We start from the raw sequence: 16,563 nt of genomic DNA, 5'->3' as shown, positions 1-16,563 counted from the left end.
GAGGCCGGGACGTCACCGCCGCAGTTCGCGCTGACCGACCGCTAACGCGATCGTGGTCGAGGACCTCAGCAGGAGCGCCGACTCACTCGACCGAGTGAACCTCGTCCACATCTGGGCCGGACGTTCTCTAGTAGATGTCACAAAGCCATGGTCATCTTCGCCCGCGACAAGAGGAAGCGCGAGGGGGACGCGACCGGGAACCGTCACCGCAGCCGGAGAGGAGGGAACCGGATGAGAGCCCACCCGCTCCGCCACGACGGGGCCGCTACCCCGCACGACCGCCCGAAACCCGCTGCGGCAAACGCGATCCGCCGATGGCCCGCGCGCGAGGATCGGGATGATCCACAGCGGGATGATCCACAGCAAGCGAGGGCGCCACGCACGCCCGTTGCCGCCGGCCCGCGAGTCCTCCGGCATCGAGGGCGTGATGTTCTTCGACGTCGAGCGGGAACACGAGCTGCGGTTCGGGCCGCACTACCGGCCGGTGGCGGGTCTCGACCCCGCGCGGATGAACCTGTACCGGCTGGCGCAGTACCTGTCGCTGGTGGAGGGGCCGCTTCGGTTGCTGGACGGCGATTTCCCGCACCGGGACGCGATGCGGGACATCGCCGAACAGAACATCGAGCGCACGTTGTTGTGCTAGATCTCCAGGTAGTCCAAGTTCGGGCCGCCGTTCGCTGTCGTCGCCGTCGCCCTGATCGTGTTCTCGCCCGCTTCGAGGTTGAGCGTCACGGTCGCGGTCTGCCACGTCGTCCACGCCCCGGTGCCCGCGAACGCCTGCTCGTCCACCGCGAGCCGGCCGTTGACCGAGATGTCGAGCGGCCGGTTCGCCGTGGTGCCGTTGGCGAACCGCAAGGTCACCTGGCGCGGTCCGGCCACGTCGCTCGTCACCTTGAACTCGACAGCGGAGCCCGCGACGTTGTCGTAGTTGACGAAGCCGGTGCCGGAGAACCCTGCGTGGTTCGACTCCACTACACCTTGCGACACCACACCGTTCTCCGCCTCGTACCGCGATGACGGTGCAGGCCCGCCCGCGCCGGGGTACGACGAACCCAGCCACGCCTCGTCGACCCGCAGCTGCGCCTTGCCCTGCGTCGACGTCTTCTCCACGCGGATGTGGCGCGCCGTCGTCCCCGCCGGCAGGTCGATGAACTGCACACCGCGATGGTTGGCCAACGACCCGGACTTCACGTTGGTCCAATTGGAACCGTCGTTGGACGTGTAGACGTTGTACCCCTTGATCCTCGCGGAGTTTGACGCCGGATGCGTCGTCGAATCCTCACGCTGGTTCAGCGCGACGTACGAGACCTTCTTCGCCGACCCCAGGTCGAAGCGCAGCGACACCGTCCCCGCACCCGTTGCGTCCCAATAGGTCTGATAGTTGCCATCCGCCGCGTGCGAAGCGGGATGGCCGGACCCGGACGCCGACGCGCTCATCGTGTACGACGCCGAAGGAATGATCCCCTCACTGCCAGCCGTCTCGACCTTGAACACGGTGTCGTACTGGTCCCAGTTCGAGATGCCGTTGAGCGTGATCGTCCCACCCGACTGCGTCCACGAGACCGCCGCGCCAGTTCGCAGGTTCGTCACCCGGCTGACCTTGTAACCGTTGTCCCGCACCTTCAAAGTCGCACCCGAAGGCCTCGTGATCACGTGGATGTAGTGCTGGTTCGGGTTGGCCTTGGACACGGTCGTGACACCGTGCGCGCCGTCGTTCCAGAACCCCGGCTTGAGACCACCGTGCAGGTAGCCACCACCGTACGTGCCACCGATCGACTCCCAGATGTCCCGCAGGTAGGTGGCGGTGAAGTTGTTGAAGGCGGCCTGGTTCGCCGGGAACTTCCCGTTGACCATCGCGGTCTCGGCCATCAACGCCTTGACGTCCGACCCCGCGTTGGTGATGAGGCGGCCCAGCGTCAGCTTGTAGTCGACCGCCGAGTTGGAGCCCGAGTACCACCACGCACCGGAACTCGGCAGCTTGAAGCACGCCTCGATCAGCCGCGGCGCCGCCGTGTAGACCGCCTGCGGGTAGTCGTAGTTGGGCGTCATGCCGGTCTTCTGCTCGTTGCTGATCGTGTCCATGATCGGGGTGTCCTCGTTGTTGTTGCTGAGGACCATGTCCGGACGTTCCCGCCGGATCCGTTCGTACAGGCCGTTCTGCTCCCAGTAGGCGTTGTCGTTGTCGATCCAGAACCCGGCGAGCTTCGGGTAGCGCTGCATCACCTCGACGAAGTTGTCGTAGCTGAACTGGCCGAAGCCGGGGCGCTCCTGCAGGTTGACGGTCTTGCCCTTGTACTTCGAGTAGCCGGCCGAGTCGAGCCACTCGTGGCCGCCCTCGTTGTGCCACTGCGGGTCGTCGGTCATGTAGTTGATGACCTTCAAACCCGCGGCGGAGGCGGCGTCGATCAGCTCGCCCAGGAAGTCGCGCTTCGTCGAGCAGCTGCCGGGGATCGACGACGGCCACGCCCGCGCATAGCCCAGGCGCGAGTGGAACGACGCCAGGACGAGGTACTGCGCGTGCAGCTTCTTCGCCTCGTCCACCCAGTACTTGGCCGTCCAGCCGCCGTTCGTGACGGCCGCTTCCCAAGCGGTGCAACTGGTGTAGCCGGGGTTCGTCCGCATTCCCCAGTGCAGGAACAGACCTGACGTCGACGCCCGCAGCCAGTCCTGCCGCGGGTGCAGCACCTCGGCGCGCGCCGGGGAGCTCACGCCGACAACGAGTAGAGCGGCGGTCATCAACACGCCGAGACGACGCAACGTTTCGCGCACGAGCCAGCCTCCTGGTGGACGCCTCCTGCGGCGGTAGGAAGACGTGCTCGGTGTACTGCGCAAAGGTCTACGCCAATCGACGGCCGCACTCAAGAGGTCATCGGAGGTATGAGCGAGTTACAGGCCAACCGAATCGGTAAAGGCTCCAAATGAGCCGATGTCTACCGGTCGTCCCGCTTGAAGAGCCGACTCACTCCGGTGACTGAGCACGGCGACCATCCGCCGCTCGCGCCTCGCTCGGAGCAGCCCCGGTCGTGCCAGCGACACTGCCGCAAGCGGCAACGATAGGGCGCTTTACTGTGTCCACCCGGCAGGGAAATTCGTCAAATTGTGTGTTCTTCACTTAAAACCCGGAAGGCCGACGCACGCCCCTTCTACACTGACCGAGCATCAGGACACCACGGCTCTCGATGCACCGGAGGCCGCCGCTATGCGTACTGAGCTGGCATGCATTGGCACAGGTACGCCAGTGCCGGGAGCGCCACGAAGCACGTCCTGGCGGCGTTTGGTGTATACCCTTCGCGATCCCCTGATCGAGAAGGTGATCACAACCTCACAAGAGCGCATACGTCGCGATGCCCATACCGCAGGTGTCGACGAGCGCACCTTTGAGATTCAGGTTCGCCTACACATTCCCTCGATACCTGACGCGGAGCTGCGCTCACACACCGCAGGCGAAGTCTACGAAATGGTGCGTTCCATCGCATTGACGCAGTCCGCAGAAATCCGCCAAGGACTCGAAGACGCCGAGCTCTACGCAAACACATCGTTGTTGATCAAACAGTACACGGCCAAGAAGAGCCTGGCACTGGAGTCGCTCGACGGTGATCGATTACCACTCCGCTTCGGAGCAGTGAAGCCGAGCGTTGGACACCTCTACCAACGACGCCTGCACTACCTGCGAGCAGCACGGAGTGACACACACCTTCAGTACGGCATATATCTTCCTGGGGGTACCTATCCCATTACCTACGCAGCTTTCTCCGCATGCGACCGCCCATACATTGCAGACAGCTTGATCGCGGAAGCTCTGCGTTGCCCCATCGAGGAATGCCTCGTCCTGACCAGGATGTACGGATTGCCAGGTATTCCCACCAACCTGATCAGCCTGACCCTGAAACACGCCATTCGAGCCTTACGACGGAGTGCCGAATACCGACTACTGCTCACCGCTTTCAATCCCATGCTCGGCTTCACGGGCGCCGCATTTCAGGCTTCCGGGTTCTACCCGTTCGCCGTGGCGCCGGTGGCTTATCACTACACACACCGCGGAAACTTCGTCACTCGTCGCGGTCGTCGATCAACAAGCCGTCACGCAACTGGCACACCGCCCAATGTTCTCACCGTCCGGGGTATCGACAGAAGCATGCAGAAGAACGTCATTGACAGCGTCAACGTGATCTCCATATCGATGGAGGATCACGCGTTCAAGACCAAGGTTGACGGCAAGCTCCCGGGCCGCGACTCAGCTTTCCTCGATCAACTGTTCCAATATCGAATCCGACTCGAACGCGCCTGGTCCGACCAGACCATCCATCCCAGTTACTTGTCAGTGACAGATCGCGGGCCTCGATCCCGCGGGCAATGCGGAGTCAGTTCGGTGTGGCTGGCACGCGAGCTGCGCAAGAAGCACCACGCCGATGCAACGTACTGCTACGGCGATCTGGTGTTCACCGACGCCCGCCACCGTCCCGTCCTGCACCATTGCTGGATCGAGATCGGAAGCGAGGACGACCCTTCGCGTCACGTCATCGACATAACGTGCGACCAGGCAGAAGCGCTGGATGCGCCCGTCCTGTACCAAAGGCATGACGAACTCGTCCGACAGGGCCTGGACTATCGCGCGCGGACTCGGTTGACACTGGACGAGCTGCCAGAAGATCGTGTCTGGCGCCGGTTTCTCGCGCTCAGCGACGCAGTTGACTCCGATGTCGACATGATCACAACAAACTAGAAATCCTTCACCGAACCGGGGTTCAACCGAGTGGGGGCGCCGTGTCAGTCGACCAGAACAGCATTCTGCTGCTGTCGTCGAACGTACGCCGACGATATTCCGAGGACATCCTCACCGCCTTGGCGCTTCCCTCAGGTGCGATGATCCAGTTTCGGTATGAGACCGACTACGTGTCGCCCACCCTCCAGCGCACGGTGGCGAGCGGTTCCATCGTGTCCTCCGCAGTGACCATAGCCTTCGTGGCAGAAACCGAGACCGATAATCCGTTCCTGCTTCCAGTCAGACATGCAAAGGTGATATCCGCCGTGTGCGTGGCCGACATATTCATTTTCCGGCTTCAGGTCGGCAGCTACGTAAACCTGGGCGACTTCCCCCGCAACGAAGGGGAGATACGCAACCGGAGCAGGGTCATCCTTGACCAGGTCACTGCCGCAAACAAGCGATACTACCCCGCTGTGACCAGCTTTCCCGATCTGCACATGCGCGAGTCGGTCGACCCGGCAGGCGACTGGCTCAGTTCGGCCCGGCGACTCGTCCTGCACTCAACCTTCTCGAACTCGTATTTCCTCCGGATAGATCCGCCAACGACGCAGACCGGAAGTCCACTGACCTTCAACAGCGACGGACGCCTCGAGGTCGTGGATCGCGAGTCTGTCCGCATTCATGTGAGCTTCTACTCCGGCCTCTATGCACCCGAACGCAAACACGTGCTCTCGTGCACGACGGATGGAACTTTCCTGCGAGTGTCCTCGGACGATTCCTACGAAGTCGCCTTGCGATACGACTCGGTCGAGTTCTGGTTGCACCCCGGAAGCCTGGACTTCAACACCCTGTCGCGCGTTACGATTTCTCTGACTGGTGAGCAAGAAATCAGCGACTTCGTTCCAACTCACGCCAGGTTTCCCGTGGTGGTCAAAAGATCCGCATCACGCTTGACCTTGAGAGTTGCGACGACTGCACTCGGCGCGCTTCTGGTCGCGCTGCCGGCCATCCTGGGGGCATCGTCACCGCTTGCCGTTCGCATAGCGATCGGGCTCGTTGGCGCAGCACTGCTCGCCACGTCGACGGTTGTGCTCGGCTCCACCACCAAATAAGACCCAGAATGCGCCGCCCAGGTCAGCCGTTCAGCCGTGTGAGGGGTGGCCGTACAGCCCGGCGTCGGTGATCTCCAAAGAAGTCAGGAACGCCGCAGAAGCCTGATGAGAAACCTCCACCAGCTCCGCCGTGTGCGAGAAGTCCAGCGGCGTCACGGCCTGCACCGGCGGCCCCGGCAGGTACAGCACCGGGGCGCGCTGCGACGCCAGCTCCACCTCCAGCACGGCCTGGTTGCGCATGCCCAAGGTGGCCCAGAACAACAAGGTCTCCGCCAGCGTCTGCGGCACCGTCGGCAGGTGGCCGGGGAACGCGCAGTCCAGCACGACCAGCGACCGCGCGCCCATCGCCAGCGCCTGCCGGATCGGCACGTTCGCCAGCACCCCGCCGTCGTAGAGCACGCGATCGTCGATGCGCACCGGCGGATACACGCCGGGAATCGCCGCGCTGGCCAGGATCGCCGGGACCAGGGGCCCGGAGGTGATGTTGACCGCCTCGCCCGTCACGCAGTCCACCGACACCGCGCCGAACGGCAGCGTCAGGTCCTCGAACGACGCGCACCCGTCCAAACCCTCCACCAGCACGGAGGCCAGGCCGGTGTTCGGGAACAGGTAGGTCTTGTTGGTGCGCAACGACCGCAGCTGCGCGAGCGGGCCGCCGGGGAACACCCGCTGGCGGGTCATGCCCTCCCACAGCACGGCCAGTCGCGCGGCCGCCTTCTCCGGGTCCAGTGCCAGCAGGGAGCCGTTGACCGAGCCGACCGAGGTGCCGACGACGAGGTCCGGGCGCACGCCGTGTTCCGCCAGCGCGCGCAGCATGCCCACCTGCGAGGCACCGAGGCTGCCTCCGCCGCCGAGCACGAAGGCGACCGGTCCGGGCAAGGAGATCGTCACGTCCGGTGATCCTAGGACGAGCGGTGGAAGAGCACCGGAATTGCCAGTTCCGCACGGGTCCGCGAGCCGTGAATGCCCTTCAGGTTGCTCAGCACGGGCTCGGCCTGGCTGCGGACCACCACCGCCGAGCCCTTCATCGCCACGACGACGTCGCCGATGCGATCGAAGGCCAGCGGGCCGACAGGGCCGAACCAGCCCGCGTCCACGGCCTCCTCCCGCGACAACACGTCCGCCCTGGAGCCGAGGAACTCCCGCCACACGTCGAGGACTTCCGCGGACCCGGTGTGCAGGTAGCGCACGCGCGGTTCACCGGCGATCACCCGGACTCCCTCCCACAGCACGGGTTCCGTGTCGAAGTCGATCCGGTCGGACGTGGTGATCATGCCGTGGTCCGCCGTCACGACGAGCATCGAGTCGCGTGGCAGCCGCGAGGCGATGCGTTCGGCCAGCGCGTCCACGAACTCCAGCTGCAGCAACCACTCGTCGGAGCCCGGCCCGTAGAAGTGGCCGATCGTGTCGAGGTCCGCGTGGTAGGCGTAGCAGAACGCGCGGTCCTGGCCGAGCGCCGCGACCGCGCCCAGCGCCAGGTCGCCGAAGCCCGCGGTGCCGCGGAACCACGAGCCGCGCAGGACGGCACGGGTGAGGCCGCTGGTGCGATGGTTCATCGGCGCGACCGCGCTGACCGCGACTCCGGCCGCCGCCGCGCGTTCGAACAGCGTCGGGTGTGGCTGGACGACCTCCGGCACGAGGGTCTTGCGCAGGTCGTGGTGGTGATCGCCGGCTCGCGACCAGGTCAGGGCGTTGAGCACCTCGTCGCCCACGCAGAACGTGTAGCCGACGATGCCGTGCTCGCCCGACAGCAGGCCTGTGCCGATCGAGGCGAGGCTGGTGGCGGTCGTGGACGGGAAGCCCGCGGAGCTCTCCCGGCCGGGCAGCGCAGCGAGAAAGGGGGCGTGATCGGCGTGGGTGCGCAGCAGCTCGTGGCCCAGGCCGTCGACGAGCAGCAGCACGACACGCCGGGCGGACGGCAGGTCCAGGGTGTTGTCGGCACCCGGAACGTCCAGGCCCGACAGCAGGGACGGAACGACCTCGGCGATGGTCACCTGGACACCGTGCCACGCGGAATCGGGCAACGGGCAGAATGGCGCGCTGTGACAACGCTCATCCACCAGAAGATCGCTGACGAGCTCGGCGTGGCCGCGGGCCAGGTCAGCTCTGCTGTCGAACTGCTCGACGGTGGCGCGACCGTCCCGTTCGTCGCCCGATACCGCAAGGAGGCGACCGGCGGTCTCGACGACGCGCAGCTGCGCACGCTCGAGGAGCGGCTCGGCTACCTGCGCGAGCTGGAGGAGCGCCGCGCGGCGGTTCTCACCTCGATCCGGGAGCAGGGCAAGCTCGACGAGGCACTCGAAGCGCAGATCCTCGCCGCCGACTCCAAGGCGCGGCTCGAGGACCTCTACCTCCCCTACAAGCCGAAGCGCCGCACGAAGGCCCAGATCGCGAGGGAAGCCGGCCTGGAGCCGCTCGCCGACGCACTGCTGGGCGACCCCACGCTGAACCCGCAGGAAGAAGCCGCGAAGTTCGTCGACGCCGGCAAGGAGGTCGCGGACGCCGCGGCCGCGCTGCAGGGCGCGCGGGCCATCCTGGTCGAGCGGTTCGGCGAGGACGGCGACCTGATCGGCGAGCTGCGCGAGCAGATGTGGACGCGCGGCCGCGTCGTCTCCAAGGTCCGCGAGGGCAAGGAGACCGAGGGCGCCAAGTTCGCCGACTACTTCGAGTTCGACGAGCCCTTCACCAAGCTCCCGTCGCACCGCATCCTCGCGCTGTTCCGCGGCGAGAAGGAGGAGGTCCTCGACCTCGTCCTGGAGCCGGAGGAGCCGAAGGAAGACGGCCCGTCGTCGTTCGAGGTGCGCATCGCGGCCCGCTTCGGCATCGACGACCGCGGCCGCCCCGCCGACAAGTGGCTCACCGACACCGTGCGGTGGGCGTGGCGGACCCGCATCCTCGTCCACCTGGGCATCGACCTGCGCGGGCGTCTCCGCCAGTTCGCCGAGGACGAGGCCGTGAAGGTGTTCGCGTCGAACCTGCGCGACCTGCTGCTGGCCGCCCCGGCCGGTACCCGCGCCACGATGGGTCTCGACCCCGGCTACCGCACCGGTGTGAAGGTCGCGGTCGTCGACGCCACCGGCAAGGTCGTCGCGCACGGCGTCATCCAGCCGCACGTGCCCGCGAACCGCTGGGACGAGTCGATCGCCAAGCTCGCGGCACTGGCCAAGCAGCACAACGTCGACCTGATCGCGATCGGCAACGGCACGGCGTCGCGCGAGACGGACAAGCTCGCCGCGGACCTGATCAAGCGCCACCCCGAGCTGAAGCTCACCAAGATCGTGGTCTCCGAGGCGGGTGCGTCGGTCTACTCGGCCTCCGCCTACGCCTCCTCGGAACTGCCGGACCTCGACGTGTCGATCCGCGGCGCGGTGTCGATCGCGCGGCGCCTGCAGGACCCGCTGGCCGAGCTGGTGAAGATCGACCCGAAGTCCATCGGTGTCGGCCAGTACCAGCACGACCTGGCGGAGGCGAAGCTGTCGCGCTCGCTGGACGCGGTGGTCGAGGACTGTGTGAACGCGGTCGGCGTCGACCTGAACACCGCCTCCGTGCCGCTGCTGACCCGCGTCTCCGGCATCACCGCCGGTCTCGCGGAGAACATCGTGCTGCACCGCGACCAGAACGGCCCGTTCCGGACCAGGGCCGCGCTGAAGAACGTCGCGCGGCTCGGCCCGAAGGCGTTCGAGCAGTGCGCGGGCTTCCTGCGCATCCGCGGTGGCGACGAGCCGCTGGACGCGTCGTCCGTGCACCCCGAGGCGTACCCGGTCGTGCGGAGGATGCAGGAGGAAGCGGGTGCCGAGCTGATCGGCAACACCGCGGTGCTGACCAAGCTGCGTCCCGAGAAGTTCGTGGACGACAAGTTCGGTCTGCCGACCGTCACGGACATCCTGAAGGAGCTGGAGAAGCCCGGCCGCGACCCGCGCCCGGCCTTCAAGACCGCGACCTTCGCCGACGGTGTCGAGAAGATCGCCGACCTCAAGCCCGGCATGGTGCTGGAGGGCGTGGTGACGAACGTGGCCGCGTTCGGCGCGTTCGTGGACATCGGCGTGCACCAGGACGGTCTCGTGCACATCTCGGCGCTGTCCAACAACTACGTCAAGGACCCGCGCGACGTCGTGAAGTCCGGTGACGTGGTGCGCGTGAAGGTGCTTGAGGTCGACGAGGCCCGCAAGCGCATCGGCCTGACGCTGCGCCTGACCGACGAGCCGGGCAAGCCCGCTCCGAAGCAGCAGGGCGGCAATGGCGGTGGCGGTGGCCGTGACCGTCGTCCGCAACGCGGCGGCGGTCAGCAGCGTGGTGGCCAGCAGCGCGCCACGCCGCCTCCCGCGAGTGGTTCGATGGCGGACGCGCTGCGGCGCGCCGGCTTCGGCAAGTAAGAACGACGAAGGGCCCCTCCCACGCCGGGAGGGGCCCTTTTCGTCGGCCTTACTTGGCCCGCGTGCCCTTGGCCTTCACGAGTTCGGACTCGAACAGCTCCTCCACGGTCGTCAGACCGCCGGGTGCCGCCCTGTCGACCTTGGTGATGTACGACTGGGTGGCGGACGGCCGGCCCACCAGCGAGTAGTGCAGCGGACCGGTCAGCCCCTGGGTGTCCAGGCCGTTGGTGTCGGTGAACGCCTTCAGCACGCCGTCTCGCGTGAGGTCGCCGTTCCTGCAGGCCTTCTCGACGATCGCGAGGAACACCTTGGCGACCGTGTAGCCGTGGTCGACGTAGATCGCGGGCTTGTCGTTGGGGTAGTTCTTGTTGAACGCCGCCGCCACCTCGCGCGGCCCGGCCTGAGTGCCGGTGAACGGCGCCACCGACGTCACCACGGAGACCTGCCTCTCCACGGCGGCGCCGACCGGCGAGTCCAGGATCGCGGTGTCGAAGCCCACGACGTTGACCATGAACGGCACATCCCACTTCAGCGCCGCGGCGACACCCACCGCGGCGGCGGTCTGCGCGGGCGTCGTGCTCAGCACGACGGCCTTCGCACCGGCGGCCTTCAGGGCGCCGATCTGCTGCGCCAGGTCGGCGGTCGTCTCACCGATCGGTTGCTCCGCGATCTTCATGCCCCACTGCTGGCCCACGAACCGGCTGCCTTCGACGGCGTTGTCGCCGTAGCTGCCCTGGACGTAGACGTGGCCGACGGTGTCGCCGTCCTTGATGACACCGCGGCGCTTGTAGTGGTCGAGGCCGTTGATGACGTCGAGGTCGTAAGTCGTGCCCACGATCATCATGTGCGGGTTGCCCAGCAGCGACGCGGCCCACGAGGCGGGCGCGGTCAGCGTGCGGGTCTGCATGATGTCGGGCTCGATGGCCGCGGTCATGGGCGTGCCCGCGAGCTCGAGCAGGCCGAGGACCTGCGGTTCGAGGTCGAAGTAGGCGTCGAGCGCCTTCTGCACGTCGTACGCGTGGTCCTTCAGCTTGAGCTCCACCCGGCGACCGCAGATGCCCCCGCGGTCGTTGACCTGCTTCAGGTAGAGCTCGTAGCCCTTCATGCGGGTCAGCGCGGAGGCTTTGAACGGCCCTGTCATGTCCGTGAGGATGCCGAGAGAGATGGTGTCGGCTGTCACGCCCGGCCCGGTCTTGACCTGGGCTTTCGCATCTTCTTTCGCACCACAGCCGGCCACGGCGACGGCGAGCGCTAAGGCGGTGGGCACTACACGGTGGCGGAAGGGCATGCAGGAGTCCTTGTCCAAAGATCAGAACATACTAAGCGGTAGCTCAGTATTCGTTGATCGGTCACGTATTGCCTCTCTATGTGCTACGTGCCACAGAATTGTTAGGTTCATGTGACTTCCGCTCGACTACTCACTGTGCTATTTCTTCGGCGCCGAACGAAATGAGATACCGCGTGATCAGTCACATTTCGGGTATCCGATCGGCATGGCTGACGACGTGATCACGTTGCTGCACAGGCAACACGAGAACATCCGGACGCTGTTCGCCGAGGTCGAGGCCTCGACCGGCGACGAACGCAAAGACGCTTGGTATCGGCTCGTGCGACTGCTTTCGGTCCACGAGACCGCGGAGGAGGAGATCGTCCACCCGGCCATCGCGCGCGTGAGCGGTGGCGAGCCGATCGTGGACGCACGGATCGCTGAGGAACGACGCGCCAAGGAGCTCCTCAGCACGATGAACGACATAGGGCCCGACGCGGAGGGCTTCGACACGCTGCTCGTGCAGCTCCGCGACGACGTGCTCGCCCACGCGGACCACGAGGAACAGGCCGAGTTCCCGCTGCTGCGCAAGGTGCACGACCAGGAACGCCTCGAACGCATGGCGCGCGCGGTCGAAGCCGCCGAAGCCATCGCGCCGACCCGGCCGCACCCCGGCGTCGAGAGCCCGGTCGCGAACCTGGCGCTCGGCCCGCTCGTGGCCGTCGTGGACAGGGCACGGGACGCGATCCGCAAGGTCCTCGGATGAGGATCGTCGTCACCGGTGGCAGCGGCAACGTGGGCACCGCGCTACGGCGTCACCTCGACTTCGAGGACGTCGGTGTGGACGTGCGCACGCTGTCGTCGTTGCGCGACGCCATCCGTGGTGCCGACGTCGTGGTGCACCTGGCGTGGGCGATCAAACCGACAGACCGCGAGACCAACATCGACGGCAGCGAGCACGTGCTCGCTGCCTGCGTCAAAGAAGAAGTGGGACACCTGATCTGCGCGTCGTCGGTGGCCGCCTACGCACCGGCGGCGCGCTACAGCCGTGTTGACGAGTCGTGGCCCGTGACGGGCATCCCCGGCAGCACCTACAGCGCGCACAAGGTGCTGCTGGAGCAGATGATCAGGCGCTATCCGTTGCCGTGCACGGTCATCAGGCCGTGCGGCATCGCGCAGGCCTCAGCGGCTGAGCAGCTTCGACGTTGGCTGCTCAGCCGCTGGCTCTCGCCGAAACTGCTGCCGTTGCTGCCGATTCCGTTGTGGAACGGTCTGCGCCTGCAGCTCGTGCACTCCGACGACGTGGCGCGCGCGATCGTCGAGATAGTGCGCCGTAGGGCATTGGGTGCCTTCAACCTCGCAGCCGAACCGGTGTTGACTGCGCCGATGATCGCCGAACGCGTCGGCGCCGGCCGGCTCCCGGTGCCTTATCCGCTGGTCGAGAAGCTGGCGGGGGCGACGGCGAAGCTCAGGCTGCAGCCACTGACCCCCGAGTGGGTCCGGATGGCCGATCAGGCACCTCTCGTGCGGACCACCCGAGCGCACAAGGATCTGGAATGGTGGCCGGAACACGACGCGCGTGATGTGCTGAGTGAGGTCGTCGTGGCGATGGGGAGGCGTGTGTGAACGAGGTGGACGCGGTCGTCATCGGCGCGGGACCGAACGGGCTGGTCGCGGCGACGTTGCTGGCGGACGCGGGCTGGGACGTCCTGGTGCTGGAGCAGCGCGCCACCCCCGGCGGTGCCGTCACGTCCGCCGAGATCACCGCACCGGGCTTCACGAACGACGTCTACAGCGCGTTCTACCCGCTCGGCCTCGGCTCGCCGGTCATCGGCGCGTTGAACCTCGACGTGCAGTGGCAGCACGCACCGGCCGTGCTCGCCCACGTCCTGCCCGACGACCGCGTGGCGCTCCTCTCTCGTGAGGTGGAGACGACCGCGAAGTCGGTCGGTGCTTTCGCCGACGCGGACGCCGATCGCTGGCACGCCGAGTACACGCGCTGGATGTCCGTGCGTGAGGCCGTGCTGGGCTCACTGCTGCGTCCGTTTCCACCGGTGCGTGGCGCGCTGTCCTTGTTGAAGGCCGCAGGCGCGGGAGACGCCCTTCGCCTGGCACGCATGCTGACGTTGCCCGTGCGCCGTCTCGGCGAGGAACTCTTCGAGGGCGATGGTGCGCGAGTGTTGCTGGCGGGCAACACGATGCACACGGACCTCGGCCCGGACCAGGCGGGCGGCGCGGGCTTCGGCTGGCTGCTCGCCATGCTCGGCCAGGACGTCGGCAACCCCGTGCCGCGCGGCGGAGCGGGCGAACTGACGGCGTCGCTGGTGCGCCGCTTCGGCGGTCGCATCGAGACGAACGCGCGAGTGAGCTCTGTTCTGCACGCGCGCGGTGTCGCCGTGGGCGTGCGTCTGGCAGACGGTTCCGTTGTGCGCGCACGCCGAGCCGTCCTCGCCGACATCCCCGCACCGAACCTGTACCTCGACCTGATCGGCGAGAACGGTCTGCCGCCGAAGCTCGCCGAGGACCTGAAGAAGTTCCAGTGGGACGGCGACACGATCAAGGTCGACTGGGCGCTGTCGGGCCCGATCCCGTGGACCAACCCGGAAGCCGCGCAGGCGGGCACCATCCACATCGGCGGCGACCTCAACGGCATGGCCGGCTTCGCCCACGAACTGGCGTGCGGCAAGGTCCCGCGCACCCCGTTCACGATCATGGGTCAGATGACGACGACCGACCCGTCACGCTCCCCCTCCGGCACCGAAGCCGCCTGGGCGTACACACACGTCCCGCTCGGTGGCAAGTGGACAGAAGACCGCCTGAAGCGCCGCGCCGACCGCATCGAACAGGTCATCGAGGAACGCGCACCCGGCTTCCGCTCCCGCATCGTCAAGCGCTCGGTGCTGGGCCCGGAGCAGATCGGCACGGTCAACGGCGGCACGGCGGCCATCCACCAGCAGCTGATCTTCCGGCCGATGCCCGGTCTCGGCCGGGCCGACACCCCGTTCGACCGGCTCTACCTGGCGAGCTCGTCGGCGTGGCCGGGTGGCGGCGTGCACGGCGCGACGGGGGCGAACGCGGCACGGGCGGCGCTGGCGCGGTGGGGTGCGGCGGGCGAGGTGTACCGGCTGCTGATCCAGGGCCTGCACAAAGCCGTCTACTGAACTGCTGAGCGGCCCTGAGCCAGCGCGCTGAGGCGCTGCAGCGTCTCCCTGTTGCGTGGAGTCAACAGCAGGTCCTGCAGGAACGACGGCAGGACCGAGGTCGGGCCGCGCTCCACGCTCTCGGTCATCCGCACCTCGGTGAGTGCCTCCGACCGGGCGCGCAGGGTGAAGGTGATCCTCGCTGCCCCCGCCGGCCACAGCCGGGCGTCCAGCTCGAGCAGCCGGGACGGCTCACAGCGCACGACCTCGGTGGTGTCGTCGATGACCAGCGGCCACGGCCCCACGCTGTGGTGGATGCGCGTACCCGGCTTGGGCCAGCCGGTGTCCACGTCGCGGATGTGGGACGCGCCCACCACCCATCCCGCGTAGGACCAGCCGTCGGCGAGCACGGCCCAGACGGCGTCGATCGGAGCTTCTACGTCCAGCGAAACCTCAGCCACGCAGGTGAGGTACCCAGCCCGTCAGAAAGCAACCCGGCTCAGGAGGCGATCCGGCGGGTGCGGCGGCTCTCGGCCTTGCGCTGCAGGTGGTCGGCGGTGAGCTCCAGCTCGTAGGTTCGCAGGGCCTGGTAGCGCGGCGAGATCCGGAGGGCGAACGTGCCGCTGAGCCGCTCGATCGCCGACGCCGCGCGATCGAGCCGCCTGCGGGCGGCGTCCAGGCCCCCGGCTCGCAACATGCGCAGGCAGTTCTCGGCCTCGCAGTTGTACGAGCGGAGCATCAGCGCCGACCAGTCCTCGAGGAGCCGCCGCCCCGTGGCGTCCGACCCGTTGTAGGTGACCTGCCCGCCGCCCTCGATCGCGGCGCCGGTCTTGATCAGAGTCTTCATCTCGGAGTGGATCATGTCGATCTGCGTCTGGTGGTCGGTGACGGTGTCGGTGCGGAAGACGCCGGCCCGCTGGAAGGTCAGCTCCTCCTTCAACGGCTGCAGCTCGGCCCGCGCGTTGTCGATGCGGTGCCGCAGCGCGACGAGCTCGGCTCCCGCACGGTCGACCTCTTCCAACGCCTCCGTTTGCGCTGTTCGGGCGTCACCGATTCGAGCGAGCAGCTCCTGCAGGCCTTCCATGGCCCGCTCCAGCTCAGCGATCCGGCGGCTCTTGCGCCCAAGCATCATTACCTCCCCGAACAGCGACGAAAGGCCCACAACCGTTCCATCGCAAGGAGGTATCCACCGTTATCTACCGCGCTATGCACTCACTCCATCGAGTGAACCCACGAATCGGACGAACCCTTCCGGGTCCTCACTCGTGGCCGACTGTTGCAAGATCACGCTGGTAGCGCCCGCTTCAGCCACCGACGCGACGAGATCCGTGACGAACGCGCGGTCGCGCGAATCGGTCTCCACGTAGACGACGATCGGGTGCTCACGGCTTGCCCGCGTCTCGCGCACGCGGTCGAGATCAGCCGACGCGTCCAGGATCGTGCCGTCGCCCACCTGGCCGGCGAGCTCCAGCGTCCTGGGCCCGAGCCCGCCCACGTAGATCGGCATCGGCGCGGCGGGCGGCCAGTCCAGCGCCACACCGGTCAGCGACACGTACTTGCCGGCACAGGTCACGTTCTCACCGGCCAGCAGCGCCTTCAACGCCTCCGTGTACTCGCGCAGCAGGGTGAGCGGTGACGAGACCCTCGCTCCGACCTGTCCCATCCACGACTGCAGGCCGTGCCCGACGCCGATGGTGACGCGGCCGGGGAACAGCCGGTCCAGCGTCGCGGCCTCCATGGCGGTGAGCGCGACGTTGCGCAACGGCACCGGCAGCAGGCCGACCCCGACCTTCAGCCTGGACGTCCAGGCCAGCGCGGCGGAGGCGCAGGCGATGCCGCTCTCCAGGAAGCAGTCCTCCCACAGCCACAACGAGTCCACACCGGAATCCTCAGCGGCGAGCACGACGGATCGGAGGTTCTCTGGCGGGAGCTGGGGCCGGTAGACAGCGCCGAGTGTAGTCACCCC

General features: G+C 67.2%; 14 protein-coding genes. 7 read left to right on the top strand and 7 right to left on the bottom strand.

Going from position 1 to position 16,563, the window contains the following annotated elements:
- Nucleotides 1–337 precede the first annotated feature (337 nt).
- Complete coding sequence (locus C8D87_RS20230; protein WP_215732400.1) at nt 338–643, top strand: hypothetical protein; 306 nt, start codon at nt 338–340, stop codon at nt 641–643.
- Here C8D87_RS20230 and C8D87_RS20225 read toward each other — a convergent pair.
- Complete coding sequence (locus tag C8D87_RS20225) at nt 640–2,736, bottom strand: discoidin domain-containing protein (protein ID WP_170166538.1); 2,097 nt, start codon at nt 2,734–2,736, stop codon at nt 640–642. The two genes, C8D87_RS20230 and C8D87_RS20225, sit on opposite strands and share 4 nt — an antisense overlap.
- Before the next feature lie 463 nt (nt 2,737–3,199).
- On the opposite strand from C8D87_RS20225, the gene C8D87_RS45220 reads away from it, so the two are divergent.
- Nucleotides 3,200–4,723 carry a Mom family adenine methylcarbamoylation protein gene (locus C8D87_RS45220; protein ID WP_146771798.1) on the top strand — a complete coding sequence of 508 codons (1,524 nt, stop codon included), beginning with the start codon at nt 3,200–3,202 and terminating at the stop codon, nt 4,721–4,723.
- Nucleotides 4,724–4,764: 41 nt separating this feature from the next.
- On the top strand, nt 4,765–5,817 hold the full coding sequence (locus tag C8D87_RS20215) for a hypothetical protein (protein WP_146771797.1): 1,053 nt from the start codon (nt 4,765–4,767) through the stop codon (nt 5,815–5,817).
- Nucleotides 5,818–5,847: 30 nt separating this feature from the next.
- Here the strand turns inward: C8D87_RS20215 and C8D87_RS20210 are convergent, their stop codons facing one another.
- Both C8D87_RS20210 and C8D87_RS20205 read right to left on the bottom strand, forming a co-directional pair.
- Nucleotides 5,848–6,708 carry a patatin-like phospholipase family protein gene (locus C8D87_RS20210; protein WP_112227916.1) on the bottom strand — a complete coding sequence of 287 codons (861 nt, stop codon included), beginning with the start codon at nt 6,706–6,708 and terminating at the stop codon, nt 5,848–5,850.
- Nucleotides 6,709–6,719: 11 nt separating this feature from the next.
- Nucleotides 6,720–7,811 (bottom strand): alkaline phosphatase family protein, encoded by a 1,092-nt coding sequence (locus tag C8D87_RS20205; RefSeq protein WP_233439596.1) that lies wholly within the window; start codon nt 7,809–7,811, stop codon nt 6,720–6,722.
- Between the two features lie 48 nt (nt 7,812–7,859).
- Between C8D87_RS20205 and C8D87_RS20200 the strand changes: the two genes are divergently transcribed.
- Nucleotides 7,860–10,190: a Tex family protein gene (locus C8D87_RS20200; protein WP_112227915.1), complete on the top strand. Its 2,331-nt coding sequence runs from the start codon at nt 7,860–7,862 to the stop codon at nt 10,188–10,190.
- Between the two features lie 49 nt (nt 10,191–10,239).
- Here C8D87_RS20200 and C8D87_RS20195 read toward each other — a convergent pair whose 3' ends face one another.
- Nucleotides 10,240–11,478: an ABC transporter substrate-binding protein gene (locus tag C8D87_RS20195; protein ID WP_146771796.1), complete on the bottom strand. Its 1,239-nt coding sequence runs from the start codon at nt 11,476–11,478 to the stop codon at nt 10,240–10,242.
- Between the two features lie 205 nt (nt 11,479–11,683).
- On the opposite strand from C8D87_RS20195, the gene C8D87_RS20190 reads away from it, so the two are divergent.
- Genes C8D87_RS20190 through C8D87_RS20180 form a run of 3 tightly spaced genes read left to right on the top strand, consistent with a single transcriptional unit; the run spans nt 11,684 to nt 14,618 of the window.
- On the top strand, nt 11,684–12,223 hold the full coding sequence (locus C8D87_RS20190; RefSeq protein WP_109637441.1) for a hemerythrin domain-containing protein: 540 nt from the start codon (nt 11,684–11,686) through the stop codon (nt 12,221–12,223).
- On the top strand, nt 12,220–13,083 hold the full coding sequence (locus C8D87_RS20185) for an NAD-dependent epimerase/dehydratase family protein (RefSeq protein ID WP_112227913.1): 864 nt from the start codon (nt 12,220–12,222) through the stop codon (nt 13,081–13,083). Before C8D87_RS20190 ends, C8D87_RS20185 begins: the two co-directional genes overlap by 4 nt.
- Nucleotides 13,080–14,618: a phytoene desaturase family protein gene (locus C8D87_RS20180; protein WP_112227912.1), complete on the top strand. Its 1,539-nt coding sequence runs from the start codon at nt 13,080–13,082 to the stop codon at nt 14,616–14,618. Before C8D87_RS20185 ends, C8D87_RS20180 begins: the two co-directional genes overlap by 4 nt.
- Here C8D87_RS20180 and C8D87_RS20175 read toward each other — a convergent pair.
- The 3 genes from C8D87_RS20175 to C8D87_RS20165 all read right to left on the bottom strand — a co-directional run bounded on the left by C8D87_RS20175 (nt 14,612) and on the right by C8D87_RS20165 (nt 16,560).
- Complete coding sequence (locus C8D87_RS20175) at nt 14,612–15,058, bottom strand: SRPBCC family protein (RefSeq protein ID WP_109637433.1); 447 nt, start codon at nt 15,056–15,058, stop codon at nt 14,612–14,614. The genes C8D87_RS20180 and C8D87_RS20175 overlap by 7 nt on opposite strands.
- A gap of 38 nt (nt 15,059–15,096) precedes the next feature.
- A complete protein-coding gene (locus C8D87_RS20170; RefSeq protein ID WP_170154978.1) occupies nt 15,097–15,726 on the bottom strand; it encodes a DUF4041 domain-containing protein in 630 nt (209 codons plus the stop codon).
- A gap of 75 nt (nt 15,727–15,801) precedes the next feature.
- The gene (locus C8D87_RS20165; RefSeq protein ID WP_109637428.1) at nt 15,802–16,560 is read right to left on the bottom strand and encodes an LLM class flavin-dependent oxidoreductase; all 759 of its coding nucleotides are present in this window, start codon (nt 16,558–16,560) and stop codon (nt 15,802–15,804) included.
- Between the last annotated feature and the right edge of the window lie 3 nt (nt 16,561–16,563).

It is taken from the genome of Lentzea atacamensis (assembly GCF_003269295.1).
GTDB classification, from domain to species: domain Bacteria; phylum Actinomycetota; class Actinomycetes; order Mycobacteriales; family Pseudonocardiaceae; genus Lentzea; species Lentzea atacamensis.
This window is presented reverse-complemented; position numbering and strand designations above follow the sequence as displayed.

Bases quoted from the DNA above. Each gene is read 5' to 3' on its own strand.
- C8D87_RS45220 (WP_146771798.1), top strand. From the start codon at position 3,200: ATGCGTACTGAGCTGGCATGCATTGGCACAGGTACGCCAGTGCCGGGA.
- C8D87_RS20185 (WP_112227913.1), top strand. From the start codon at position 12,220: ATGAGGATCGTCGTCACCGGTGGCAGCGGCAACGTGGGCACCGCGCTA.
- C8D87_RS20230 (WP_215732400.1), top strand. From the start codon at position 338: ATGATCCACAGCGGGATGATCCACAGCAAGCGAGGGCGCCACGCACGC.
- C8D87_RS20170 (WP_170154978.1), bottom strand. From the start codon at position 15,726: ATGCTTGGGCGCAAGAGCCGCCGGATCGCTGAGCTGGAGCGGGCCATG.
- C8D87_RS20195 (WP_146771796.1), bottom strand. From the start codon at position 11,478: ATGCCCTTCCGCCACCGTGTAGTGCCCACCGCCTTAGCGCTCGCCGTC.
- C8D87_RS20190 (WP_109637441.1), top strand. From the start codon at position 11,684: ATGGCTGACGACGTGATCACGTTGCTGCACAGGCAACACGAGAACATC.
- C8D87_RS20225 (WP_170166538.1), bottom strand. From the start codon at position 2,736: ATGACCGCCGCTCTACTCGTTGTCGGCGTGAGCTCCCCGGCGCGCGCC.